This is a genomic window from Lachnospira multipara LB2003 (genome assembly GCF_000702205.1).
In the GTDB taxonomy this organism is placed as follows: domain Bacteria; phylum Bacillota; class Clostridia; order Lachnospirales; family Lachnospiraceae; genus Lachnospira; species Lachnospira multipara_A.
The window spans coordinates 78,671-98,335 of the sequence record NZ_JNKW01000008.1; the positions used below are offsets into that span (position 1 = coordinate 78,671).

Annotated in this window: 14 protein-coding genes and 1 riboswitch; of the genes, 8 read left to right on the forward strand and 6 right to left on the reverse strand. The window is 32.1% G+C overall.

Annotated features, from left to right (window positions below; all coding sequences use genetic code 11):
* Positions 1–67 precede the first annotated feature (67 nt).
* Genes T537_RS0106495 through T537_RS0106515 form a run of 5 tightly spaced genes read right to left on the reverse strand, consistent with a single transcriptional unit; the run spans position 68 to position 5,664 of the window.
* On the reverse strand, positions 68–628 hold the full coding sequence (locus T537_RS0106495; protein WP_027437729.1) for a DUF5662 family protein: 561 nt from the start codon (positions 626–628) through the stop codon (positions 68–70).
* A 14-nt stretch (positions 629–642) separates the two neighbouring features.
* Positions 643–1,917, reverse strand: coding sequence for an ATP-binding protein (locus T537_RS0106500; protein WP_027437728.1), 1,275 nt, complete (start codon positions 1,915–1,917; stop codon positions 643–645).
* A gap of 8 nt (positions 1,918–1,925) precedes the next feature.
* The gene (locus T537_RS0106505; protein WP_031556764.1) at positions 1,926–3,278 is read right to left on the reverse strand and encodes a vWA domain-containing protein; all 1,353 of its coding nucleotides are present in this window, start codon (positions 3,276–3,278) and stop codon (positions 1,926–1,928) included.
* A gap of 12 nt (positions 3,279–3,290) precedes the next feature.
* Positions 3,291–4,301, reverse strand: a complete 1,011-nt coding sequence (locus T537_RS0106510) for a leucine-rich repeat protein (protein WP_031556765.1) — start codon at positions 4,299–4,301, stop codon at positions 3,291–3,293.
* 1 nt (position 4,302) lies between these two features.
* Positions 4,303–5,664 (reverse strand): GGDEF domain-containing protein, encoded by a 1,362-nt coding sequence (locus T537_RS0106515; protein WP_031556767.1) that lies wholly within the window; start codon positions 5,662–5,664, stop codon positions 4,303–4,305.
* Positions 5,665–5,830: 166 nt separating this feature from the next.
* On the opposite strand from T537_RS0106515, the gene T537_RS12405 reads away from it, so the two are divergent.
* From T537_RS12405 to T537_RS0106530, 3 genes are all read left to right on the forward strand, one after another.
* Complete coding sequence (locus T537_RS12405; protein ID WP_051637178.1) at positions 5,831–7,570, forward strand: GGDEF domain-containing protein; 1,740 nt, start codon at positions 5,831–5,833, stop codon at positions 7,568–7,570.
* Position 7,571: 1 nt separating this feature from the next.
* A complete protein-coding gene (locus T537_RS0106525; protein WP_031556777.1) occupies positions 7,572–9,281 on the forward strand; it encodes a GGDEF domain-containing protein in 1,710 nt (569 codons plus the stop codon).
* 219 nt (positions 9,282–9,500) lie between these two features.
* Positions 9,501–10,004, forward strand: a complete 504-nt coding sequence (locus tag T537_RS0106530; RefSeq protein WP_027437723.1) for a DUF2798 domain-containing protein — start codon at positions 9,501–9,503, stop codon at positions 10,002–10,004.
* Between the two features lie 177 nt (positions 10,005–10,181).
* Here the strand turns inward: T537_RS0106530 and T537_RS0106535 are convergent, their stop codons facing one another.
* Complete coding sequence (locus T537_RS0106535; RefSeq protein ID WP_027437722.1) at positions 10,182–11,663, reverse strand: DUF1846 domain-containing protein; 1,482 nt, start codon at positions 11,661–11,663, stop codon at positions 10,182–10,184.
* A gap of 155 nt (positions 11,664–11,818) precedes the next feature.
* A riboswitch (TPP riboswitch) is annotated at positions 11,819–11,928 on the forward strand.
* Positions 11,929–12,097: 169 nt separating this feature from the next.
* Here T537_RS0106535 and thiC point away from each other — a divergent pair.
* From thiC to T537_RS0106560, 5 genes are all read left to right on the forward strand, one after another.
* Complete coding sequence (gene thiC, locus T537_RS0106540; protein WP_031556781.1) at positions 12,098–13,414, forward strand: phosphomethylpyrimidine synthase ThiC; 1,317 nt, start codon at positions 12,098–12,100, stop codon at positions 13,412–13,414.
* 19 nt (positions 13,415–13,433) lie between these two features.
* Complete coding sequence (locus T537_RS0106545; RefSeq protein ID WP_031556782.1) at positions 13,434–14,105, forward strand: energy-coupled thiamine transporter ThiT; 672 nt, start codon at positions 13,434–13,436, stop codon at positions 14,103–14,105.
* A gap of 241 nt (positions 14,106–14,346) precedes the next feature.
* The gene (locus T537_RS0106550; RefSeq protein ID WP_031556784.1) at positions 14,347–15,081 is read left to right on the forward strand and encodes a CAP domain-containing protein; all 735 of its coding nucleotides are present in this window, start codon (positions 14,347–14,349) and stop codon (positions 15,079–15,081) included.
* Positions 15,082–15,180: 99 nt separating this feature from the next.
* A complete protein-coding gene (locus T537_RS0106555; protein WP_031556785.1) occupies positions 15,181–16,380 on the forward strand; it encodes an exonuclease SbcCD subunit D in 1,200 nt (399 codons plus the stop codon).
* Complete coding sequence (locus tag T537_RS0106560) at positions 16,367–19,639, forward strand: AAA family ATPase (protein ID WP_031556787.1); 3,273 nt, start codon at positions 16,367–16,369, stop codon at positions 19,637–19,639. Before T537_RS0106555 ends, T537_RS0106560 begins: the two co-directional genes overlap by 14 nt.
* Positions 19,640–19,665: the final 26 nt, after the last annotated feature.

Sequence of the window (19,665 nt, forward strand, 5' to 3'; positions counted from 1 at the left end):
TACACAATAACTATTATTATTATTGTACAGCAATAAATACAAAAGAGCAACTATTTCACTTACTATCCTACTTTCTACGGTGTAGTAGTTTTTTTCTTATGTATGAGTATGTATAATCTTCACCCTTTAAAGCTAACATTTTTAAAAGCTTATGCAAAAGAGCATCGGTTTCTGGATGCATCAGGTTATGACCTCTTCCACGAAGATAGTAATTTAATGCATCAGCATCAGTGTATTTTTCTTTATTATATATTTTACTTGCTGCGACTCTATCGCAGAACATTTCTATTACGTATTTTTTAGGCATTGGCATACCCTCTAATAGTACATCTCCATCTTTAAGTGAATAATCAATCCAATATTCATAGTGATGTCTATTGCGTCCCTTGTGATGTAACCAAGCACTAGATACGCCTTCCTTTTCTCTTTGAGCATTATTAGGGCTACGATTTCCCTGAAAATAAATAACACCAGGAATAAATTCCACAGGAGAATATTTAGAAAGGTCGTGTGTTATTCCTTGATAATATAAACCAAGTTTAAACATTTCCCTTCTAACTAATCTTCTGTGGGCATTAACCGTATGTAAATGTCCGTAAAAATTCTTCCAAAATCGAGTAAATGTCATTAATCCACCCCATTCTATTTATTTAACTCCTCTAAAATCTTATTTCTATTAGAGTTTATTAACAATTTATTTGCATAATTTAGATATTTTTGATTAGGATTTTTTAGAAGGAATAAAGCTGCATTCTCACTAAGTGTAAGATTGGTTATAAATATAAGCATGCTGCTTTCATCTAGTCCATCCTTAATAAAATCAATGGTATTATCTAAATTAGAATTAGCCATTTCAATTGCAACACCTGACTTAAGTTCTAAACTCACATCATAATCTGTGTTTCTTTGCTTTGCATCTTCAAGCTCTTTAGTATTATTATTGGCATCAAGAAAATCTCTATCAAGGCGCTCTAAAAGTAAGTTAATAAGAATTAGTTTTTCATCATATTCTGCATTACTTACTCTTGCATAAAGTGCTGCATCTGCATTGCCCTTAATAATAAGTTCAATTTCATATTCCTTTTCGTATTTTTTATATAAATCATAGAAACTAAGGAAATCACTAGCCACATCATCATCTCTAATATATTCATAGATAATATCCTTAGTAATTGGAACTTCAAGCTCTTCATAAGTGTATAATAAAGTACTTAAATCTTCCCATCCTCTAGCAGTGCAAAATCTTAAGCCATCCACATCTCTATATACTTTATAGAAATTATCGACCTTCACATCTAAATAGCTTAATATGCTTCTGTGAATATGTCTTTGAACGCCATAAATCTTCCACGCATCTAGATCTGGTTCAATATTAATTAAGCGAACTCTATCAAGGGTAACAACGTCAAATTCTCTAACCTGTTTATTATACTGAGCAGGATTACCAGCAGCCACAATTATCCATCCTTTAGGCAATTTCTGATTACCAAAAGTCTTAACCTGAAGGAACTGTAACATCATTGGCATAAGTGTTTCTGAGACGCAATTAATTTCATCAATAAAGAGAATTCCCTCTTTATGTCCAGTTTTTTCAATGTAATCATAAATACCTGCGATAATTTCTGACATAGTATATTCTGTTACATTAACTTCCTTACCATCATAAACCTTCTTAGAAACAATAGGTAAGCCAATAGCACTCTGTCTTGTATGATGAGTGATTGTATATGAAACAAGCCCAACAGATAACTCATTACTAATCTGCTCCATAATCTGAGTCTTACCAATTCCTGGAGGCCCCATTAAAAGAATTGGTCTTTGTCTAATCTCTGGTATCTTATAATTTCCATTAGTATCCTTTAATAAGTATGCCTTTACTGTATTAATAACTTCCTGTTTAGCTAAATAAATATTCATAACTTCTCCTATCTTTCATACCTTTCCAAACTTGATTTATAGATAACTTCTCTATAACACCAGGAAGGTACCTTAAATTCTTTATCTCCCTCATATCCTTCAAGAAAAACAAAAGCCGTCTTATACTGTGGTACTGCCTTTGGATATATTCCCTTACCATCAGTAAAATAAACAAGACCGTCAACTTCGCTTATTGTTCCTGAATTAATCAATTCATTAACATAGCTAAATACAGGTCTAAAATCTGTATTTCCGCCACCTTTTAGATTAAACTCTCTAAAAATTTCATCTATGTTAGAATTTTCACTAACTATTATATCATCTCTGATGCCGTCGTCACACTGTAATATTCTCACTCTTGAATTCTTTAGGAAATCTCCATTTTCCTTTAATATTTCTAAAGTCTGTTCCAAAAAATTCTTAACTAATTGACCTGATGTTGAATAACTAGTATCCACAGCAATAATAAAGTCTTTAATTCTATTATCCTGCTTTGTTTCTAGGGGTTCAATTAAAGGCATGTTCTTATATAAACTAAATCCATAGTTATAAAAGCCCATATCAAACTCATCAGTATTTATACCAAGGACTTCACTTTTATTAGTAAATTTCAATAAAAAATCCCTATAGTTGTGTCTATTACTAGCTTCAACATTAATATTAAGACTGTTTATTTCCTCTTCATCATTATTGTTACCAAAGGACTTATTATGAAGAATTTGTCTTGCCTTTGATTGCCATTCTTTACTAGTTTGCTCATCTCTTTGGCTAATGGATTTATCCTTTTTCTCTGGCCAAAAATGATGATCATCAACTATAAATTCCTTATTAAGCTTAATAAGTAGGCTCTCAAAGTCCATTTCTGACATTTCATGTCTTTTTTCTACAATATATTCATAAATTTGCCCAGCAGAAACTATGTCCTTTTTATTCAATTCCTCATAAAGGCTTTTTCTTTGAAGAGTTAAGATTCTTTTGGTGCAAGGCTTATTTATGCTATCAAGCACCTTCTCAATTGCAATGTCACATGAAATATTGTAGATTCTTTTGTCCCTATCTCCTCCAATCCACAAATGTCCATAAATGCAATGCAATATACTATGTAGGTAAGCTCGTTTTAAAAACTGCTCGTTTTTTCTAAATAGCTCTATTGTATGTTCAGGCCCGAAATACAAATTTCTTCCATCTGTGCCAAACATTACTAATCCCTGTCTATCCACAGTGTTTAGGCCTGTTAGCGCCACATCCATAAATCTTAAATCCTTATAAATCTCATCCCTTAGATAGGAAAAAATCTTTCTTCCCATCCTACCTTCCCATTCTGTCTGAGTTTCTATATGTTTGTTATTAATTACATCCATTTTCTAACTCCTTTAAGCTCCAAGGATCTTTGCTACACCAACTAACCATTTACAACTAGTAGCAAAGGATACAACTTCCATTTTAACAGTTGCTGATAATATGTCTTTTTTTAACATAAATTCAAGGCCTTGCATATCTTTTTTTCTAATAATTTCTTTTGTAATTTCTAGACAATTTTCTTCAACAAAAGTATTATACATATCTTCTTTATCTTTGATAAGTCCTATAGGATACATTAATCTATAAACCGCCATTAAAGCTAGCGTATCAACGGATTCTAATGGTATTGCCTTATGGAAAGTTTCATCATATCCTGCAATATTTATTATTTCTTCACTAAACTGCTGTCTTGCCCTATAGCCCTCGCCTTCCATATTAAGAGCAAAAATATGAGCAGGTCCAATTTCTTCATAGGATTCACTGTATTCTGGATAATAAAATCTTGCCAAAATACCCTTTTCATCCTTAAAGCTTACAAGTAGGCCTAATTTAAGCTGAGATAAGATTTTTCTTAAAGCAGTTTTTTCTTGTGGTGTGGCATTAATCTCTATATTATTTAATTTACTAGCATTCATAAAGGCATCACCGTCTACTACTTTTAAGTTTTTCCCTATACTTAAGGTCTCTAGATTTTTACAATTATAAAAGGTATAACTTGCTAATTTAACAACATTCTTAGATAAATAAACCTTAGTTATAACTTCACCTGCTAGCAAACTAAGATCAGTTTCATAATCTCCATCTATTTCCCTAGAATTAGGAGCAAAACAATACTTGCCAAGTTCTACCACATCAAGTTCATCTATTACATCTGGCATATAAACGAAATTAAGCTCACCAAAGAAGCGTAGTATCCTTACACCTACATCCCCTTTAGTAAGCTTATTATCCCTCATATAATCCCATATATTAGCTTCATCTAAGATAATCTTAGAAAAATCTTTAGTATTAACGTATTCATATAAACATTCATAAGTATATGTGCAATAATCAACTTCAACTTCGTATCTATAACTTCTCATCTTAATCCTCATCTATATTTATAGATTTGACGTCATAAGTTAGATCTACACTCTCGTCTCCTAAATACTTATTATATTCATTAATAACTCTATCAATTACTTTTTGCGTATCCTTTTCTTTTAAATTCATAAGTAAAACCATACATTGAGAGCTATTATATTTAGTAAAAACATCCGAACTTCTAAGAGAATAATTAATTGCACTTTCTAAGGCCGTCATTTCTCTTTTTAATTCATCCATTGTTACAATTGTGTTTTTACTAAGTGTGAAAACTACCAGTTTAACATCTATCCTATAACGTCTAATATATCTTTTTACAAAATTATAGAGCTTTTTAAAATCATTATATTCAACCTGATATGCTCCATCTCTTGTATCAAGATGTCCTTCTACAGTATATATGATATTTTTCATTTCCACATTAGTTTCTCTTGCATTTTCATCAATAAATTCGTCATAAATGTGATAATTATCCTTACCATTTACCTTAACAGTATATAAAGCCTTATCTGCTTTACTATATAACTCCTCAACTGTCTTTCCATCAACAGGATATCTAACAACACCAGCTGAAACCGTTGCAATATCGCCATAACCAATTTCATCTAGCTTTTTAGCACATTTTCTTCTTATGTTATTAGCCACTTCCTGAATATGAGACTCCGTAAGAGACTTAGCAAAAACCAATATAAACTCATCTCCACCAAGTCTAATTACTATGTCATCCTCGTCAATCATCCCATTAAACACATCAGCTAGTGCCTTTAATGCTTCATCTCCTGCCACATGTCCAAAGGTATCATTAATACGCTTAAAATTATCCATATCCAGCATAAAAATTGTCATACTATCGTATTCTAATATGAGTTTTCTCCATTTTTCCATTCCACCTGTTCGATTATAAAGACCGGTTAAACTGTCTGTTTTAGATAAAGTTACTGCTTGTTCAATCTCGCTTTCATTAATCTCCACCTTTTTTTCAAGGCTATTTTTATAGGTATATTCTTCTACCACCTTTCGAATCTTGCTTATAATTAGATTCTTATTAAATGGCTTATTAATTATTTCATCAGCACCAGTCTCTATACATTCAAGTTCAATTGATGCATCTCTTTCCCCAGTAATAAAGAGATAAGGGCATTCTATTTTTCCTAAGCTAGCCTGCATAATTCTTATAGTATCAAAACCATCAATTCCAGGTAAATAGGCGTCAATTAATAAAAGGTCGAAGTGTTCCTCTTCCACCATTCTAACTGCATCATAACTTGTTTGTGCTATGATAATTTCGAACTCCTGTTGTAAAATATCTGTTAAGTATTCAATATCGTCATCATCATCATCCACTAAAAGTATTTTTTTCATTTACCTTATCCCCACCATCTTAAAATAATTAAAAATATCTTATGTAATAATATTATCACTATATTTATTATTTTAAAAGCATTAGCTTAAATTTTATTGTTATAATATGTCATTTTGTGATATATTTTATAAGACTTTATATCGAATATAATTGGGGATTGTGAATATGAACATAAATAGAATTAAACGAATTAGTTTTATTATCGTTTTAATAGTATTATACATGATTTGTATTTATAAATTTCTTAATAATAAATACAACAAAAAAAATGATTATAACTACTATAATCTTAAGAATAACTGGACACTTTCGATTAATAATAATGAACGTGTAATAGACGATTTATCCCATTCAAACTTGGGAGTGGTTAATACAGGAAAACAGATTTCAATAAGTAATACAATACCGGATTTAAACGGTATTATTTCACCATGTGTATCCTTTAAGAGTGTACTATCATGTGTCAACGTATATATTGATGATAAACCTGTATATTCTTATGGCTATGATGAATATAACAAGAATGAAATGGTAGCAAAGGCTATACATTACATTCCTTTAAAGCAATCTGATTCAGGAAAAAAGATAACTATAACTTATACAGCCACTGAACACAATGCATTTTCAAGTGTTTCCCTAGTATACTTTGGAAACATAAATGATGTATATAATATTTATATACAGGAAAGAATTTTACCATTTTTTGTCGGTATTTTTCTAATAACATTTTTTGTAATTTTATTCATACTATTTTTATATTTAATACTAGATAAAAGACGTGATTATAGTATTTTCTTTAGTTCATTAATATCACTTGTACTTGGATTATATATCCTTAGTTACAATGATATTCTCATACTTATAAACTATAATAATGTTTTTGCTGCAAACATGGAATATATGGCACTTTATCTTGCGCCTGTAGCTATACTTGGTTTTATAATTACAGATAATATTGGACTAAATAAGCCTATTATAAAATTGATATTTTTTATTGACTTAATTCTTGGCATAAGCTTTTTATTGCTTGATTTAATACAATACTCACATCTTTGCCAATTTTTAGAAAGTTTTCACCTACTTATATTTATTCAGAGTATAATATGTATAACATTATTTTTAGTCCAACTTAATAAAAAGAGAAAATACAAATCTAAAACAATAGATATCAATGACGAAAAAATTTATATACATAATTATTCATCTGATGTTGTAGCTATTGGTTTACTTGTGTTTATAGGAACAGCTTCTTTTGATATTATTTCCTATAATTTTCTAAAATTTGCATCTAATATTGGAGATCAGATTTCAATTTCAACTCTAACAATAGGTGCGCTAACCTTTGTGATAGCTTTATTTATAAATTTCTTTTTTCACAATATTGACCATATCAATTCTAAGAACTTGTTTAATAAGCTCGAGAACATCGCCTATACAGACGAACTTACTGGTTTATCTAACAGAGCTTACTCAGAAATTGAAATGGAAAAATTAAATAGTCATCAATCTAATTACACAATAATTAGTATTGATCTTGATCACTTAAAAACAATAAATGATACCTATGGACATATGTCTGGTGATAGATATATTGCTAATTTTGCCAAAATTATTAAAGAGGTTTTTTCTGATGCATTACTAAGAGCTCGCATTGGCGGAGATGAATTTATCGTAATCTTAGATCACTCAAATGAAGAAGACTGCATTAATACTCTAAAGACCTTTGATGCGGTTCTTAAACTTGAAAGCAACACTAGCAATGAATTTAATTACCAGACTTCTTACGGCTATGCAATACATGGATTTGACAATAATTTATCGACTCACGAAATATATATGCTAGCAGATAGAAATATGTATACTATGAAACAGGAGCATCACAAAGCAAATAAAGAAGGAGAATAAAATGACTAAAGAAAAGATTCGTACAATAATTCTTGTAACACTAGTTGTTGTACTAATACTTATACCAGCACTAGCATTTTCCACTTCTGTGACACCTAAAAAACAAACATGCTTACTTACCGATGAGTGGGATGCCTCTTTTAATGATAAATTATATACCAATATCAACTTTAAAGATTTATCAACAATTGATTATGGTACCTTTAGAAAAGGGGATTTAGTAACTATTAGCACAATGTTGCCTAAATTAAATGTGGACTTTCCAAGTCTATTTTTTAAAAGTGATTATTGTGCCTTTACAATTGAACTACTAGATTTAAATACAGGTATCAAAAAACAGATTTATACATATCAAATGGATAGATATAATCAGAGAAAATTCGTAGGTTGTGATTATCACATCATTAATTTACCTGATAATTACTATCAGTACGAACTAATAATAAACTGTTATATCAATACAACAACAAAAGAATTTCCTCTAACAACACCTACTGCCGGGGATACTATAGACAATACCTATATGTTCATCTCTAACTATAACCTTGCATTAAGTGTTAGTATTTTTTTCCTGATTTTTGGCATTTCTTTCCTCTTTATATCTGTAATGTTTGCAAAGGAATCGCCAACGGCTAAAGTTCAGATATTAAATGGAATACTATGTATAGATATTGGAATCTGGCTTATGACTTACTATAACCTATATAATATATTCTTTGAATCAGATAATATGACATTAATCTCATATATAGCTTTAATTCTAATTATGCCAATTAGTTACACAATTATTAATGAGATTCATCCATCAAAGAATAAGACTATATTCACAATAATAAGTTTCATAAATGTATTCGTACCAATAGAATTGTTGGTATTACATATGTCTGATACAGTTTATCTAAATGAAACGCGTACTGTTTATTTTGTGACTGTTGTAATTACATTTATATGTTTCTTCTCTTATTTTATTAGAGACCTTATTAATATGAACCATGATCGAAGAATCAGCAGTTCATCCAATAGATTACAACTTTACGGAATAATAATTTTTGGAGCATGTGGTACCTTAGAATTTGTAGTTGAATATATATTAAAAGCACCTCTACCAATACGTAATATTGGTAAAGATTTACTTATACCACTAGGTACACTAGTTTACCTGATTTCAGTTATTTTTAACTACATAATCTATTCTACAGAAGGGCTTGCAAGAAATCAGCAATACAAAAAGCTTTCAGAACTTGCATACGCTGATAGTTTAACTAAATTACCAAATCGAGCAGCAAGTGATTCTATTATGAAAAAGCTTGCTAACTCTAATAAAAACTACTGTATTGTAAGTATTGATATTAACAATCTTAAAGAAGTAAATGATACCTATGGACATGCCCAAGGTGATGTGTTAATTAGCGATTTTTCCACATGTCTAGTTAGCTTTTTTGATGATATTGGGGTAAGTGCTAGAGTTGGTGGTGATGAATTTATTATTTTCATTGAATCCATCAAGCAAGAAGATTTAGAGAAAAGATTACAACTTCTAAAAATAAGCTTTAAATCATTAACTAAGCCAGGTCAAAACTATGAACATAGCTTTGCCTACGGATATGCCTTTAAGAATAACTTAGAAAATCCATCTCCTCATTCTGTATATATGACAGCAGACCAACTAATGTACAATATGAAGAGACAACAACACATGAACCAGAAATAAACAATATATACTTAAGCTATAAAAAATTTTGCTTGACATAACAAAAACTTTTGTGATATTATAATCGCTGTCCGTTAAACGCGCCTACAATTGTTTAATTGACGCAATTCGATAATAAGGTATTATTGGAAACTATGCATCTTCTTGCAGGAACAACACTTGTTTGGATATTTTATATATTTTAATCAAATGTTGTTTTTGAAAGGAGATCATTTTTTTATGCCAAAGACTAAATTTCAAGATTTTATTTTTACATTAATTATGGTACTTGTCATGGTTTATGCCATGGTAGTATATAACATTGCAGGTGATAAGGGTGGTTTAACTCTTGAATGCTTTAAGCTTGCATTATTCGAATTACCAATCATGGTTCCAATCGGATTTATTTTAGAATTCTTTGTTGTTGGTAACCTTTCTAAGATGGTAGTATTTAGACATATGACACCACAGGATAAGCCTATTTTCATTACTTTCTTTATCTCAGGTGTTACAATTGCTATGATGTGCCCAATAATGAGTGCTTTTGCAACTATCCTCTTTAAGGGTGTAACTGTTTCAACATTCTTCACAACATGGATTGGTCTTGTTGCACATAACTTACCAATGGCATTCTTCTGGCAGTTTATGTATGCTGGCCCATTCGTAAGATTAGTATTTAAGAGAATTTGTTTACCAATTATGGAACTTGGTAAAAATAACGCTAGAACTGAAGAAGCTGCTTAAAGCAGTCTTATGTATATAAATCCCTGAAAAATAGCTGATTAAGCTAATTTTTCAGGGATTTTTCTTTTTCCTTAAGCAATCCTGCCAGCAAAGCCAGCGGGAGAAGTGATGACATAAAAAACGCTCAGTTAAATTTCCTAAGGAATTTATAACTGAGCGTTTATACTCTATCACATCTTATTTATGGAAAAGCTTCTTTGTCTGATAAACTGGTTCGCAAGTTAAGTTAATACCAAGCTTTTTAAATGTGCTTACATCAACAGGTGAAAGAATTACTGATGAGTGTACTTCTAATCCCTTTAACTTAGAAAGCTGGTCGAGAGCCTTCTTAGCATTATCATCATTTCTTGCACAAATTGTAAGAGCAATTAAGATTTCTTCAATATGCATTCTTGGATTGTGATTTCCAAGTCTTTCAACCTTTAACTGCTGTAATGGTTCAATTACGTCAGGTGAAATAAGCTTAATTGCATCATCAAGGCCTGCAAGCTTCTTTAAAGCATTAAGTAACATTGCAGATGAAGCACCAAGAAGTGTTGATGTCTTACCTGTAATGATTTCACCACTCTCAAGTTCGATTGCGGCTGCTGGTTCACCAGTTATTTCAGCCTTAGTATTAGCGGCTGCTACTACAGGGCGATCAGCTACTGTAATTCCACTCTTCTCCATAAGAAGTTCAATCTTATCTACGATTTCCTGACTTCCATTGCCCTTTCTTAAATCACAAAGAGCTGTAAAGTAACGTCTAATTATTTCCTGATTAGATGCTGCCTTAGTATTCTCATCATTAACAATGCAGTAACCTGCCATGTTAACACCCATATCTGTAGGTGACTTATATGGTGATTCACCATAAATCTTCTTAAATATACCGTTAAGTACTGGGAATACCTCTACATCACGGTTGTAGTTAACTGTTGTAACACCATAAGCTTCTAAATGCCATGGATCAATCATGTTAACATCATTTAAGTCAGCTGTAGCAGCCTCATATGCAAGGTTAACAGGGTGGTTAAGTGGAATATTCCAAATTGGGAATGTCTCGTACTTAGCATAACCTGCTTCAATTCCTCTCTTATGTTCGTGATAAAGCTGTGAAAGACATGTAGCCATCTTTCCTGAACCAGGACCAGGAGCTGTAACTACTACTAATGAACGCTTTGTTTCAATATAATCATTCTTACCAAAACCTTCATCACTAAGAATATGTGGTACATTACCTGGATAACCAGCTATTGGATAATGTCTATAAACCTTAATTCCAAGGCCTTCAAGTCTTCTCTGGTAAGCAACAGCGCTTTCCTGTCCTGCAAATCTTGTAAGAACTACAGATCCAACATAAAGTCCATAACCTCTAAATGCATCAATAAGACGGAGAACATCCATATCATAAGTAATTCCTAAGTCTCCTCTTACTTTATTCTTCTCAATATCGTTAGCATTAATTACAATTACAATTTCAACGTCGTCTTTAATCTGAGTTAACATTCTAATTTTAGAATCAGCCTCGAATCCTGGTAAAACTCTCATAGCATGGTAATCATCAAAAAGCTTACCACCAAATTCTAGATAAAGCTTTCCACCAAAATGGCTGATACGTTCCTTGATGTGTTCTGATTGCATCTTAAGATACTTGTCATTATCAAATCCGATCTTCATATAAAACACCTTTCCGATATAAACTTATTATTACCTATCTATTTTATTCTCTCGTCAATTTTTTCGCAAGCACTTTAGTACTTTCGAACTATTTCTTTTTTTATATAACTGCAATATAATCAAAACGTTGATTAAACCTTATATTTCAAGCAAAAAAGAATACACATGGGAGCTGATAAATCATTCGGCTGAGAGGAAGTGTAGACACTTCGACCGATAACCTGATTTGGATAATGCCAACGTAGGGAATTACCATAAGCGTCATCCTTAGGATGACTTTTTTTATTTCAAGTTATTATCATGATTATTAGTACTATATATAATCAATCTCAGTTTAACTCCCCATATATTTTTTCTAGACAAATTAATCAAGATACAAAAGATACTAGAAACAAAAGACATACTAAAAAGAAAGACTTAAAGGAGTTATTATTATGAAGAAGAGAGTGTTCCAAACACAGATGGATGCTGCTAGAAAAGGCATTATTACTAAAGAAATGGAGGCCGTTGCCCTAAAGGAAAATAGAACACCTGAATTTATTAGAGCAGGTCTTGCAAATGGTACTATTGTTATTCCAGCAAACGTAAACCACAAAAGCCTAGACCCTAATGGTATCGGCAAGAAATTAAAGACTAAGATTAATGTAAACTTAGGTGTAAGTAGAGACTGCAAAGACTACGATATAGAGATGGAAAAGGTCATGAATGCCGTTAACATGGGTGCAGAATCAATTATGGACCTTTCAAGTCATGGTGACACTGAACCTTTTAGAAAAAAGCTTTGTAGCGAATGTCCTGCAATGATAGGAACTGTTCCTGTTTATGATGCAGTTATTCACTATCAAAGAGACTTAAATACCTTAACTGCCAAGGATTTTATTGATGTTGTAAGACTTCATGCACAAAATGGTGTTGATTTTATTACAATCCACTGTGGCATTACTAAAAAAACAGTTGAACAAATCAAAGCTAACAAAAGAATAATGAATATTGTTAGCCGTGGCGGAAGTCTTATTTTTGCATGGATGAGTATGACTGGTAATGAAAACCCATTCTACGAATACTACGACGAAATTCTTGATATCTGCCGTGAATATGATGTGACTGTAAGCTTAGGAGATGCATGTAGACCTGGTTGTCTTGCTGATGCATCAGATATGGTTCAAATAGATGAATTAACAAGACTTGGAGAACTAACACAAAGAGCATGGGATAAGGACGTTCAGGTTATGGTTGAAGGTCCTGGACATATGCCTATTGACCAGATTGCAGCCAATATGAAGATTCAGGAAACAATTTGTAAGGGAGCACCTTTCTATGTACTTGGACCTTTAGTTACTGATATTGCCCCAGGCTATGACCATATTACAGCAGCTATTGGTGGTGCAATTGCCGCAAGTTCAGGTGCAGCATTTCTTTGCTATGTAACACCAGCAGAACATCTTGCCCTTCCTAATATAGAAGATGTAAAACAGGGAATAATTGCAAGTAAAATCGCAGCTCATGCAGCTGATATTGCAAAGGGAATTCCTGGTGCAAGGGATCAGGATGATAGAATGGCAAAGGCTCGTAGAGCTCTTGATTGGGATGCACAGTGGCTAGAAGCCCTTGACCCTAAGACTGCTAAGGCTATTAGAGACAGTCGTCTTCCAGAAGATGACCACTCTGAAGCTTGTAGTATGTGTGGTAAATTCTGTGCCGTTAGAAGTATTAATAAGGCTTTAGCTGGCGAAACTATAGATATTTTATAATTAGGAGGAGGTAAAACTTATGTTTTTCTTAAACAATGGTGATGGAAGTTATAGTTTAACTTCTAATGGATACGCCTTAATCGCTTTTATTTTATTTATTGTTCTTGTGCTTATTGCCTTTATTGCAGGCAACAACAAGAAATTTAGTCCAAAGGTTCTTACTTTTTGTGCTGTAGCAATTGCTATTGGAACAGTTTGCTCACTTTTTAATCCTATTAAATTGCCAATGGGAGGTTCAGTTACAATATTCTCAATGCTTTTTGTTGCTATTATTGGTTACTGGTATGGACCTGTAATTGGAATTCTTGGTGGCGCAGCTTATGGACTTTTACAATTTATAATTGATCCATATATTATTAGCATCCCTCAAGTTTTTGTTGATTACATTTTTGCCTATGGTGCCCTTGGAATGAGCGGATTTTTCTCTAACAAAAAATATGGCCTAATAAAGGGTTACATTGTGGGAATTGTTGGTAGATACTTCTTTGCTGTACTATCAGGTGTAATCTTCTTTGGAGCTTATGCTACAGATTATGGTTTAGGTGCATTTAATGCCCTAGTATATTCTCTTATTTATAATATTACATACATTGGATTAGAAGGTGCAATCACAATTGTACTACTATTAATTCCTAGTGTTGCATCAGCCCTAAACTATGTGAAGAGAATTGCAATTACTAATATAGCTTAACTAAAAGTATAAACTTTTTGTAAAAAATATCATAAATTTACAAAAAACTATTTTAAAATTTCCGTTTCTATGAGATAATATAATACGTGTCTATGCAACAAACACAGTATACGTATGTTTAGAAAAGAAACTCGTCTTTTATTTTCAATTAATTTTTTAGGAAAAAAAGATACTTTTAAACATACTTTTTTATTGCTTTGAAAGCATAGATACTATTATAAAAAGATAGGGTAAATATAAAATGACAAAAAATGACAGACACGCTTTAGTTATATTGGGCCTTATAGTTGTGGTAAGTCTTGCAACTTTGTTTAGTAAGAATTTACTTATTACAATGCATGCTTCTTCAGTTAAGCAGGAGCGAGTTAACATTACTGAGAATTTAGTTAATGAACAAGAGACTGCTAGCACTGAATACCAAACAACTGACACAATAGAAACAACTATGCAAAGTGAAACCACTAACATTGACGAGACAACACAAGCAAGTTATGTACCTGCCACTAATTCAAATAACGTTGTCGAACCAGAAGCTAATGCTCCTGCAACAGATACTCATATTGAAGTTGCACCAGCTGAAGCTAAGGTAAATTACACCTCTCTACCACAATACAATCAGGCATTACTAGAAGCTATTAATTCAGCTAGAGCTAGCTATGGACTTTCAGCTCTTTATCTAGATTCAAGACTTACAAGTGATGCTGTGATTCGCGCTAATGAAGAAGCCAACGACCAGGAATTAAATCACACAAGACCAGATGGAAATGAGTGTTTTTATGTAGATAAGGGATACTACACAGCGGAAATACTCTACCGTGGTAATTCTACTGATGCAACTCGTATTGTTGAAGCATGGTTAAATTCACCAAACCACAGAGATATCATTATTGATGCTAACTATCCACATAAGGCTTGTGGCATTGCAATGGTAGCTGGTAGCGACGGATTATACTACTGTTGTATTGGTTTTAATTAAGCTAATTAGAACAAGTGTTTGTAATTAAATTACTTCTGTGATAGAATATATTTTGAACGCAATGTAAGCTTTAATGAATATTCTATCACGGAGGTAGTTATGAAATTTATACATCTTGCTGATCTTCATCTTGGAAAGACTGTTAATGCCTTTGATTTAATCGAAGATCAACAATATATTCTTAATGAAATAATTAATATTGCAAGGGATAATGATATCAATACTATCCTTATTTCTGGTGATATCTACGATAAAAAGCAGCCTAGTGAAAGAGCTGTATCACTTTTTGATGAATTCTTAACTAAATGTACCCATAATAATATTAGAATAATAGCAATTAGTGGAAATCATGACTCTGATGAAAGACTTAACTTCGGAAGTCGTATTTTTTCTAATAATAATATACATATTACAGGAATCTATAATGGAGAAATTCCATCTGTTACACTAGAGGATGAATACGGCAAGATTAATTTTTATATGATGCCTTTTATTAAAGCCTCTACTGTTAAATCTTACTATCCTGAGGATTTTAACAATGATAACAATAACTATCATCATGCAATAGATGTGGCAATTAAACACTCTAACATTGATAAGGATGCACGTAATATACTTCTTGCCCATCAATTTGTAGCTGGTAGTCATGATCCAGTCTTAGCTGATTCTGAAGATGCCACTAAGGATGTGGGTACTGTTGAGAAGATTGGTGCCGACCTTTTTGATAGTTTTGACTATGTTGCCCTTGGACACATCCATATTCCTCAACAAGTAGGTCGTGAGTCCATTCGTTATAGCGGTTCTCCCCTTGCCTACTCAGCTAGTGAAACAACTAGGGACAAGAGTGTACCGATTGTAGAAATTAACAATAAGAATCAGGTAAATATTGATTTTGTGACTTTAAGACCCCTTAGAAAAATGAGAAAAATTAAGGGAGAATTAAGGAAATTAATAGAGGCTGCAAGGAATCTCGATCCTAATGACAGATCTTTAGAATTTGGACAAAATGGACCTTTAAATGACTATATTTTTGCCACAATTACAGATGAAGAGGAAGATACTAACGCTTATGACAAATTAAAGAGTATCTATCCTAATCTAATGGGCTTAACTATAGAGAACAGTAAGACTAAAGCTCTAGCTAACGCAAAGATTACAGACATTTCAACTAACAAATCCTTTACGGAACTTATATCCGATTTTTACAAACAAATAATGGGTGATGAAATAAGTGAAGAAGATTTACTATGTCTTAAAGAAGTTGCAAAGGAGGCCGGAATAATCAATGAAACCAATTAAACTTACAATGTGTGCCTTTGGCCCATATATCAATGAGACAAACATAGATTATAGTAAAGACTTGGGAGACAAGGGATTATACCTTATTTGCGGTGATACTGGTGCTGGTAAATCCACAATTTTTGATGCTATTACCTTTGCTCTTTATGGAGAAGGAAGCCTTAAAGATAAGGACAAAAAGGCCTTCCGTAATGAACTTGCAGACCCACAGATAATCTCCTATGTAGATTTTACCTTCTCCCACAATGGTACGATCTATAATATTCATCGTGAACCAGAACAGAAACGTGCTAATAAGAGAGGTTCTGGTCTAATACCTGCAAAGGAATCAATAATACTTACAATTGGTGATCCAAAAGACCATAATACCATGGAAAGATTAAAGGAAACCAATAACTATATAGTTGATGAAATACTTCATCTTTCTTTTGAACAATTTAGACAAACTGTAATGATTGCTCAGGGGGAATTCTATAAATTACTTAATGCTGATTCTAATTCTCGTAAGGCAATTATGCAGACTATTTTTCAAACTAAGAAATATGAAATAATGCGACAAAAGATGAAGGAACGTAAAGATAATGCCAACTCCAAAATAGCTGACGCTAATAAGCAGATTGTTAGCTATTTTGAAAGCGTTAAAGCTAACTTTAATGAAGAGCTATCTAATAGCCTAGATGCAATAAAGGACGAACTTAAAGCTAATACTAATGGTGTAGATGCCCTATATCTTCTTGATTTTATAGATAAGATTAATGCTTCTAATAAAGAATTTGCAAGCAAGAAGGAAATCGAATTAGATTCACTAACTAAAGAATATAACCAGATTAATGCAAGTTATATAACAGCTGGTGAAAATAATGCTCTCCTTGATAAATTAGACGAATTGAATAAAAAAGACATAGAATTAAAAGCTATGACTGATTCTATTAATCATAAAAAAGAGCAATATAACATAGGTCATAAGGCTTTAATCTACGTTAAGCCAGCAGAGGATAAATATCTAGAAGCCAAGAAATTATGTGATGAAGCAAGCAAGGATTACACATTAGCTAGTGACAATCTTAATGCAGCTACTATTAATTATAACAATAAGAATGAAGCAGTTATTAAATTAAAGGACAGTGAAGAGCAAATCAACAATTTAAATTTAAGGATTAACTCTTTACTTGAAAAGGAACATTATTATGAAGACGTTAATAATATAAATCAAGCCTTAAACAGTGAAAAAGCACTTGCCAGTAAGATTAGTCAAGAACTTGATGGCTTTGATAAAAAAAGACTTAAACTTGAAGAAGAAATTAAGACTCGTAGTGAATTTATTACTGCCAATGAACAAATTGGTTTAACTCTTAAAGAAGCCACAACAGACTTTGAAAAGTTAGCTATGTGCAAAGGGGAAATCGACGATTTAATACATAAAGATATAGATAAAGTATTCGGACTAAGAAACACTATAGAAGGTTCTAATAAGGTCCTTGCCGGCAAACTTGAGGAATATGATAAGCATTGTAAGGACTACGCAGATAAGCTATACAATTATAAGCTTAACTTAGCTGGAATTCTTGCTAAGGATTTAAAGGATAATGAATGTTGCCCTGTATGTGGTTCTACTAACCATCCAAAGATTGCCACAATTAATGTAGCTGTAGTTAGTGAAGAGGAGCTTGATAAATTAAACAATGACAATAATCAACTCCTAGATAAAATTAATAATTATAAAGCTAAGATAGCCGCTAAAGAGCAGGAATTATCTTCTATTTGTAATAACATTGTCCTTAATTACACACGAATAGCTAAGAACTTTACGGATATTAATATGGCAACAATTAAGCCTTATTATAATAATGACAATACAGATTTATTAAGCAATAATTTAGAACAAGCTCTAGCTATACTTGAAATTGAGGATTTTTCTACTGAATTAGAATTTGATATTAAGCTTAATAAAGCACAACGTACTGTAGCTGATTATATGGAAGTCTACAAAGCTGCTATATCTAAGCTTACGGATATTAATAATAAATACAATACATTAAAGGATGAGCTAAGTAACTATCAGGATGAACTTAATAGACACAATGAATCTAAGGAATCCTTATCAACTAAACTAGAAGAAGCCAAAACTAAGATTAGTAACTTAGAAGGTCAATTAAATTCAATTCCTAAGCTTGAATTTGCTAACCTTTCAGAAGCTAGACTTAAGCGTATGGAGTTAACTAATAACTGTAAAGAATTAGATGCAAACTACAAAAAAGCTAAGAACGAATTTGATATTGCTAAGGATAACCTTACTAAGGCTAAGACTAGCCTTGATAATGCAGCTAAGATAGTAAAGACTAATAAAGCTAACTTAGAAGTAACTAAGACAGACTTTAATGAAGCTCTACGCTCACAAGGATTTGCAGATGAATTAGACTACCATACTCATTTAATTGATGCAAAGTCACTTAATCATCTAAACGAAGAAATAAATAAATATAACACTGAAGTTAACACAAATAGCACTTTATTAGAGACTACTAAAAAACAGTGTGAAGGAAAAGTAAAAGTTGATATAACAGAACTTAAAAATGCAGTTGATGAATCTAAAGCTTTAATTGAAAAAATCAGACATGATATAACAATTGCCAATAACGAAATTACTAATAACAACGAGACAAAAGCTATTATTAATAAGACCTATAAAGAGTCCGAAGAACTAAGCATTAAAGCAAGCAGATATACAAGACTTGATAACCTACTTAGCGGTCAAATCCCTGGATCTGATAAACTATCATTTGAAACCTTCGTTCAGCTAGAGGGCTTTGAACAAATTTTACTTGCTGCTAATAAACGACTCTACACTTTAAGTAATAGGCAGTTTGAATTTAGAAGACATACCGATGGCAACAAAGAATTTTTAAAGCTTAATATGCACGACAACCTTACAGGTAAAGAACGTCCTGTTGGAAACCTATCTGGTGGTGAAAGCTTTAAGGCTTCTCTTAGCCTTGCTATTGGTTTATCAGATAGTATTAGTATGTCAGCCGGTGGAATTGAACTTGATACCCTGTTTATTGATGAGGGCTTTGGTACTCTTGATGAGGCTTCCCTTAAAGATGCTATGGAACTTCTAAAGGAACTATCTTCTGATAGAAAACTTGTGGGAATCATAAGTCATAGAGCTGAACTAAAGGATGCAATTAAGAAAAAAGTCATAGTAACTAAAGATACTACGACACGAGGCAGCTATATAAAAATTGATAACGGATTGTAATAAGAAGCTGTGGTTTTTATACCACA

Excerpts from the sequence above, each read along its gene's own strand:
- T537_RS0106495 (WP_027437729.1), bottom strand. The coding sequence starts at position 628 with ATGACATTTACTCGATTTTGGAAGAATTTTTACGGACATTTACATACG.
- T537_RS0106500 (WP_027437728.1), bottom strand. The coding sequence starts at position 1,917 with ATGAATATTTATTTAGCTAAACAGGAAGTTATTAATACAGTAAAGGCA.
- T537_RS0106505 (WP_031556764.1), bottom strand. The coding sequence starts at position 3,278 with ATGGATGTAATTAATAACAAACATATAGAAACTCAGACAGAATGGGAA.
- T537_RS0106510 (WP_031556765.1), bottom strand. The coding sequence starts at position 4,301 with ATGAGAAGTTATAGATACGAAGTTGAAGTTGATTATTGCACATATACT.
- T537_RS0106515 (WP_031556767.1), bottom strand. The coding sequence starts at position 5,664 with ATGAAAAAAATACTTTTAGTGGATGATGATGATGACGATATTGAATAC.
- T537_RS12405 (WP_051637178.1), top strand. The coding sequence starts at position 5,831 with ATGAACATAAATAGAATTAAACGAATTAGTTTTATTATCGTTTTAATA.
- T537_RS0106525 (WP_031556777.1), top strand. The coding sequence starts at position 7,572 with ATGACTAAAGAAAAGATTCGTACAATAATTCTTGTAACACTAGTTGTT.
- T537_RS0106530 (WP_027437723.1), top strand. The coding sequence starts at position 9,501 with ATGCCAAAGACTAAATTTCAAGATTTTATTTTTACATTAATTATGGTA.
- T537_RS0106535 (WP_027437722.1), bottom strand. The coding sequence starts at position 11,663 with ATGAAGATCGGATTTGATAATGACAAGTATCTTAAGATGCAATCAGAA.
- thiC (WP_031556781.1), top strand. The coding sequence starts at position 12,098 with ATGAAGAAGAGAGTGTTCCAAACACAGATGGATGCTGCTAGAAAAGGC.
- T537_RS0106545 (WP_031556782.1), top strand. The coding sequence starts at position 13,434 with ATGTTTTTCTTAAACAATGGTGATGGAAGTTATAGTTTAACTTCTAAT.
- T537_RS0106550 (WP_031556784.1), top strand. The coding sequence starts at position 14,347 with ATGACAAAAAATGACAGACACGCTTTAGTTATATTGGGCCTTATAGTT.
- T537_RS0106555 (WP_031556785.1), top strand. The coding sequence starts at position 15,181 with ATGAAATTTATACATCTTGCTGATCTTCATCTTGGAAAGACTGTTAAT.
- T537_RS0106560 (WP_031556787.1), top strand. The coding sequence starts at position 16,367 with ATGAAACCAATTAAACTTACAATGTGTGCCTTTGGCCCATATATCAAT.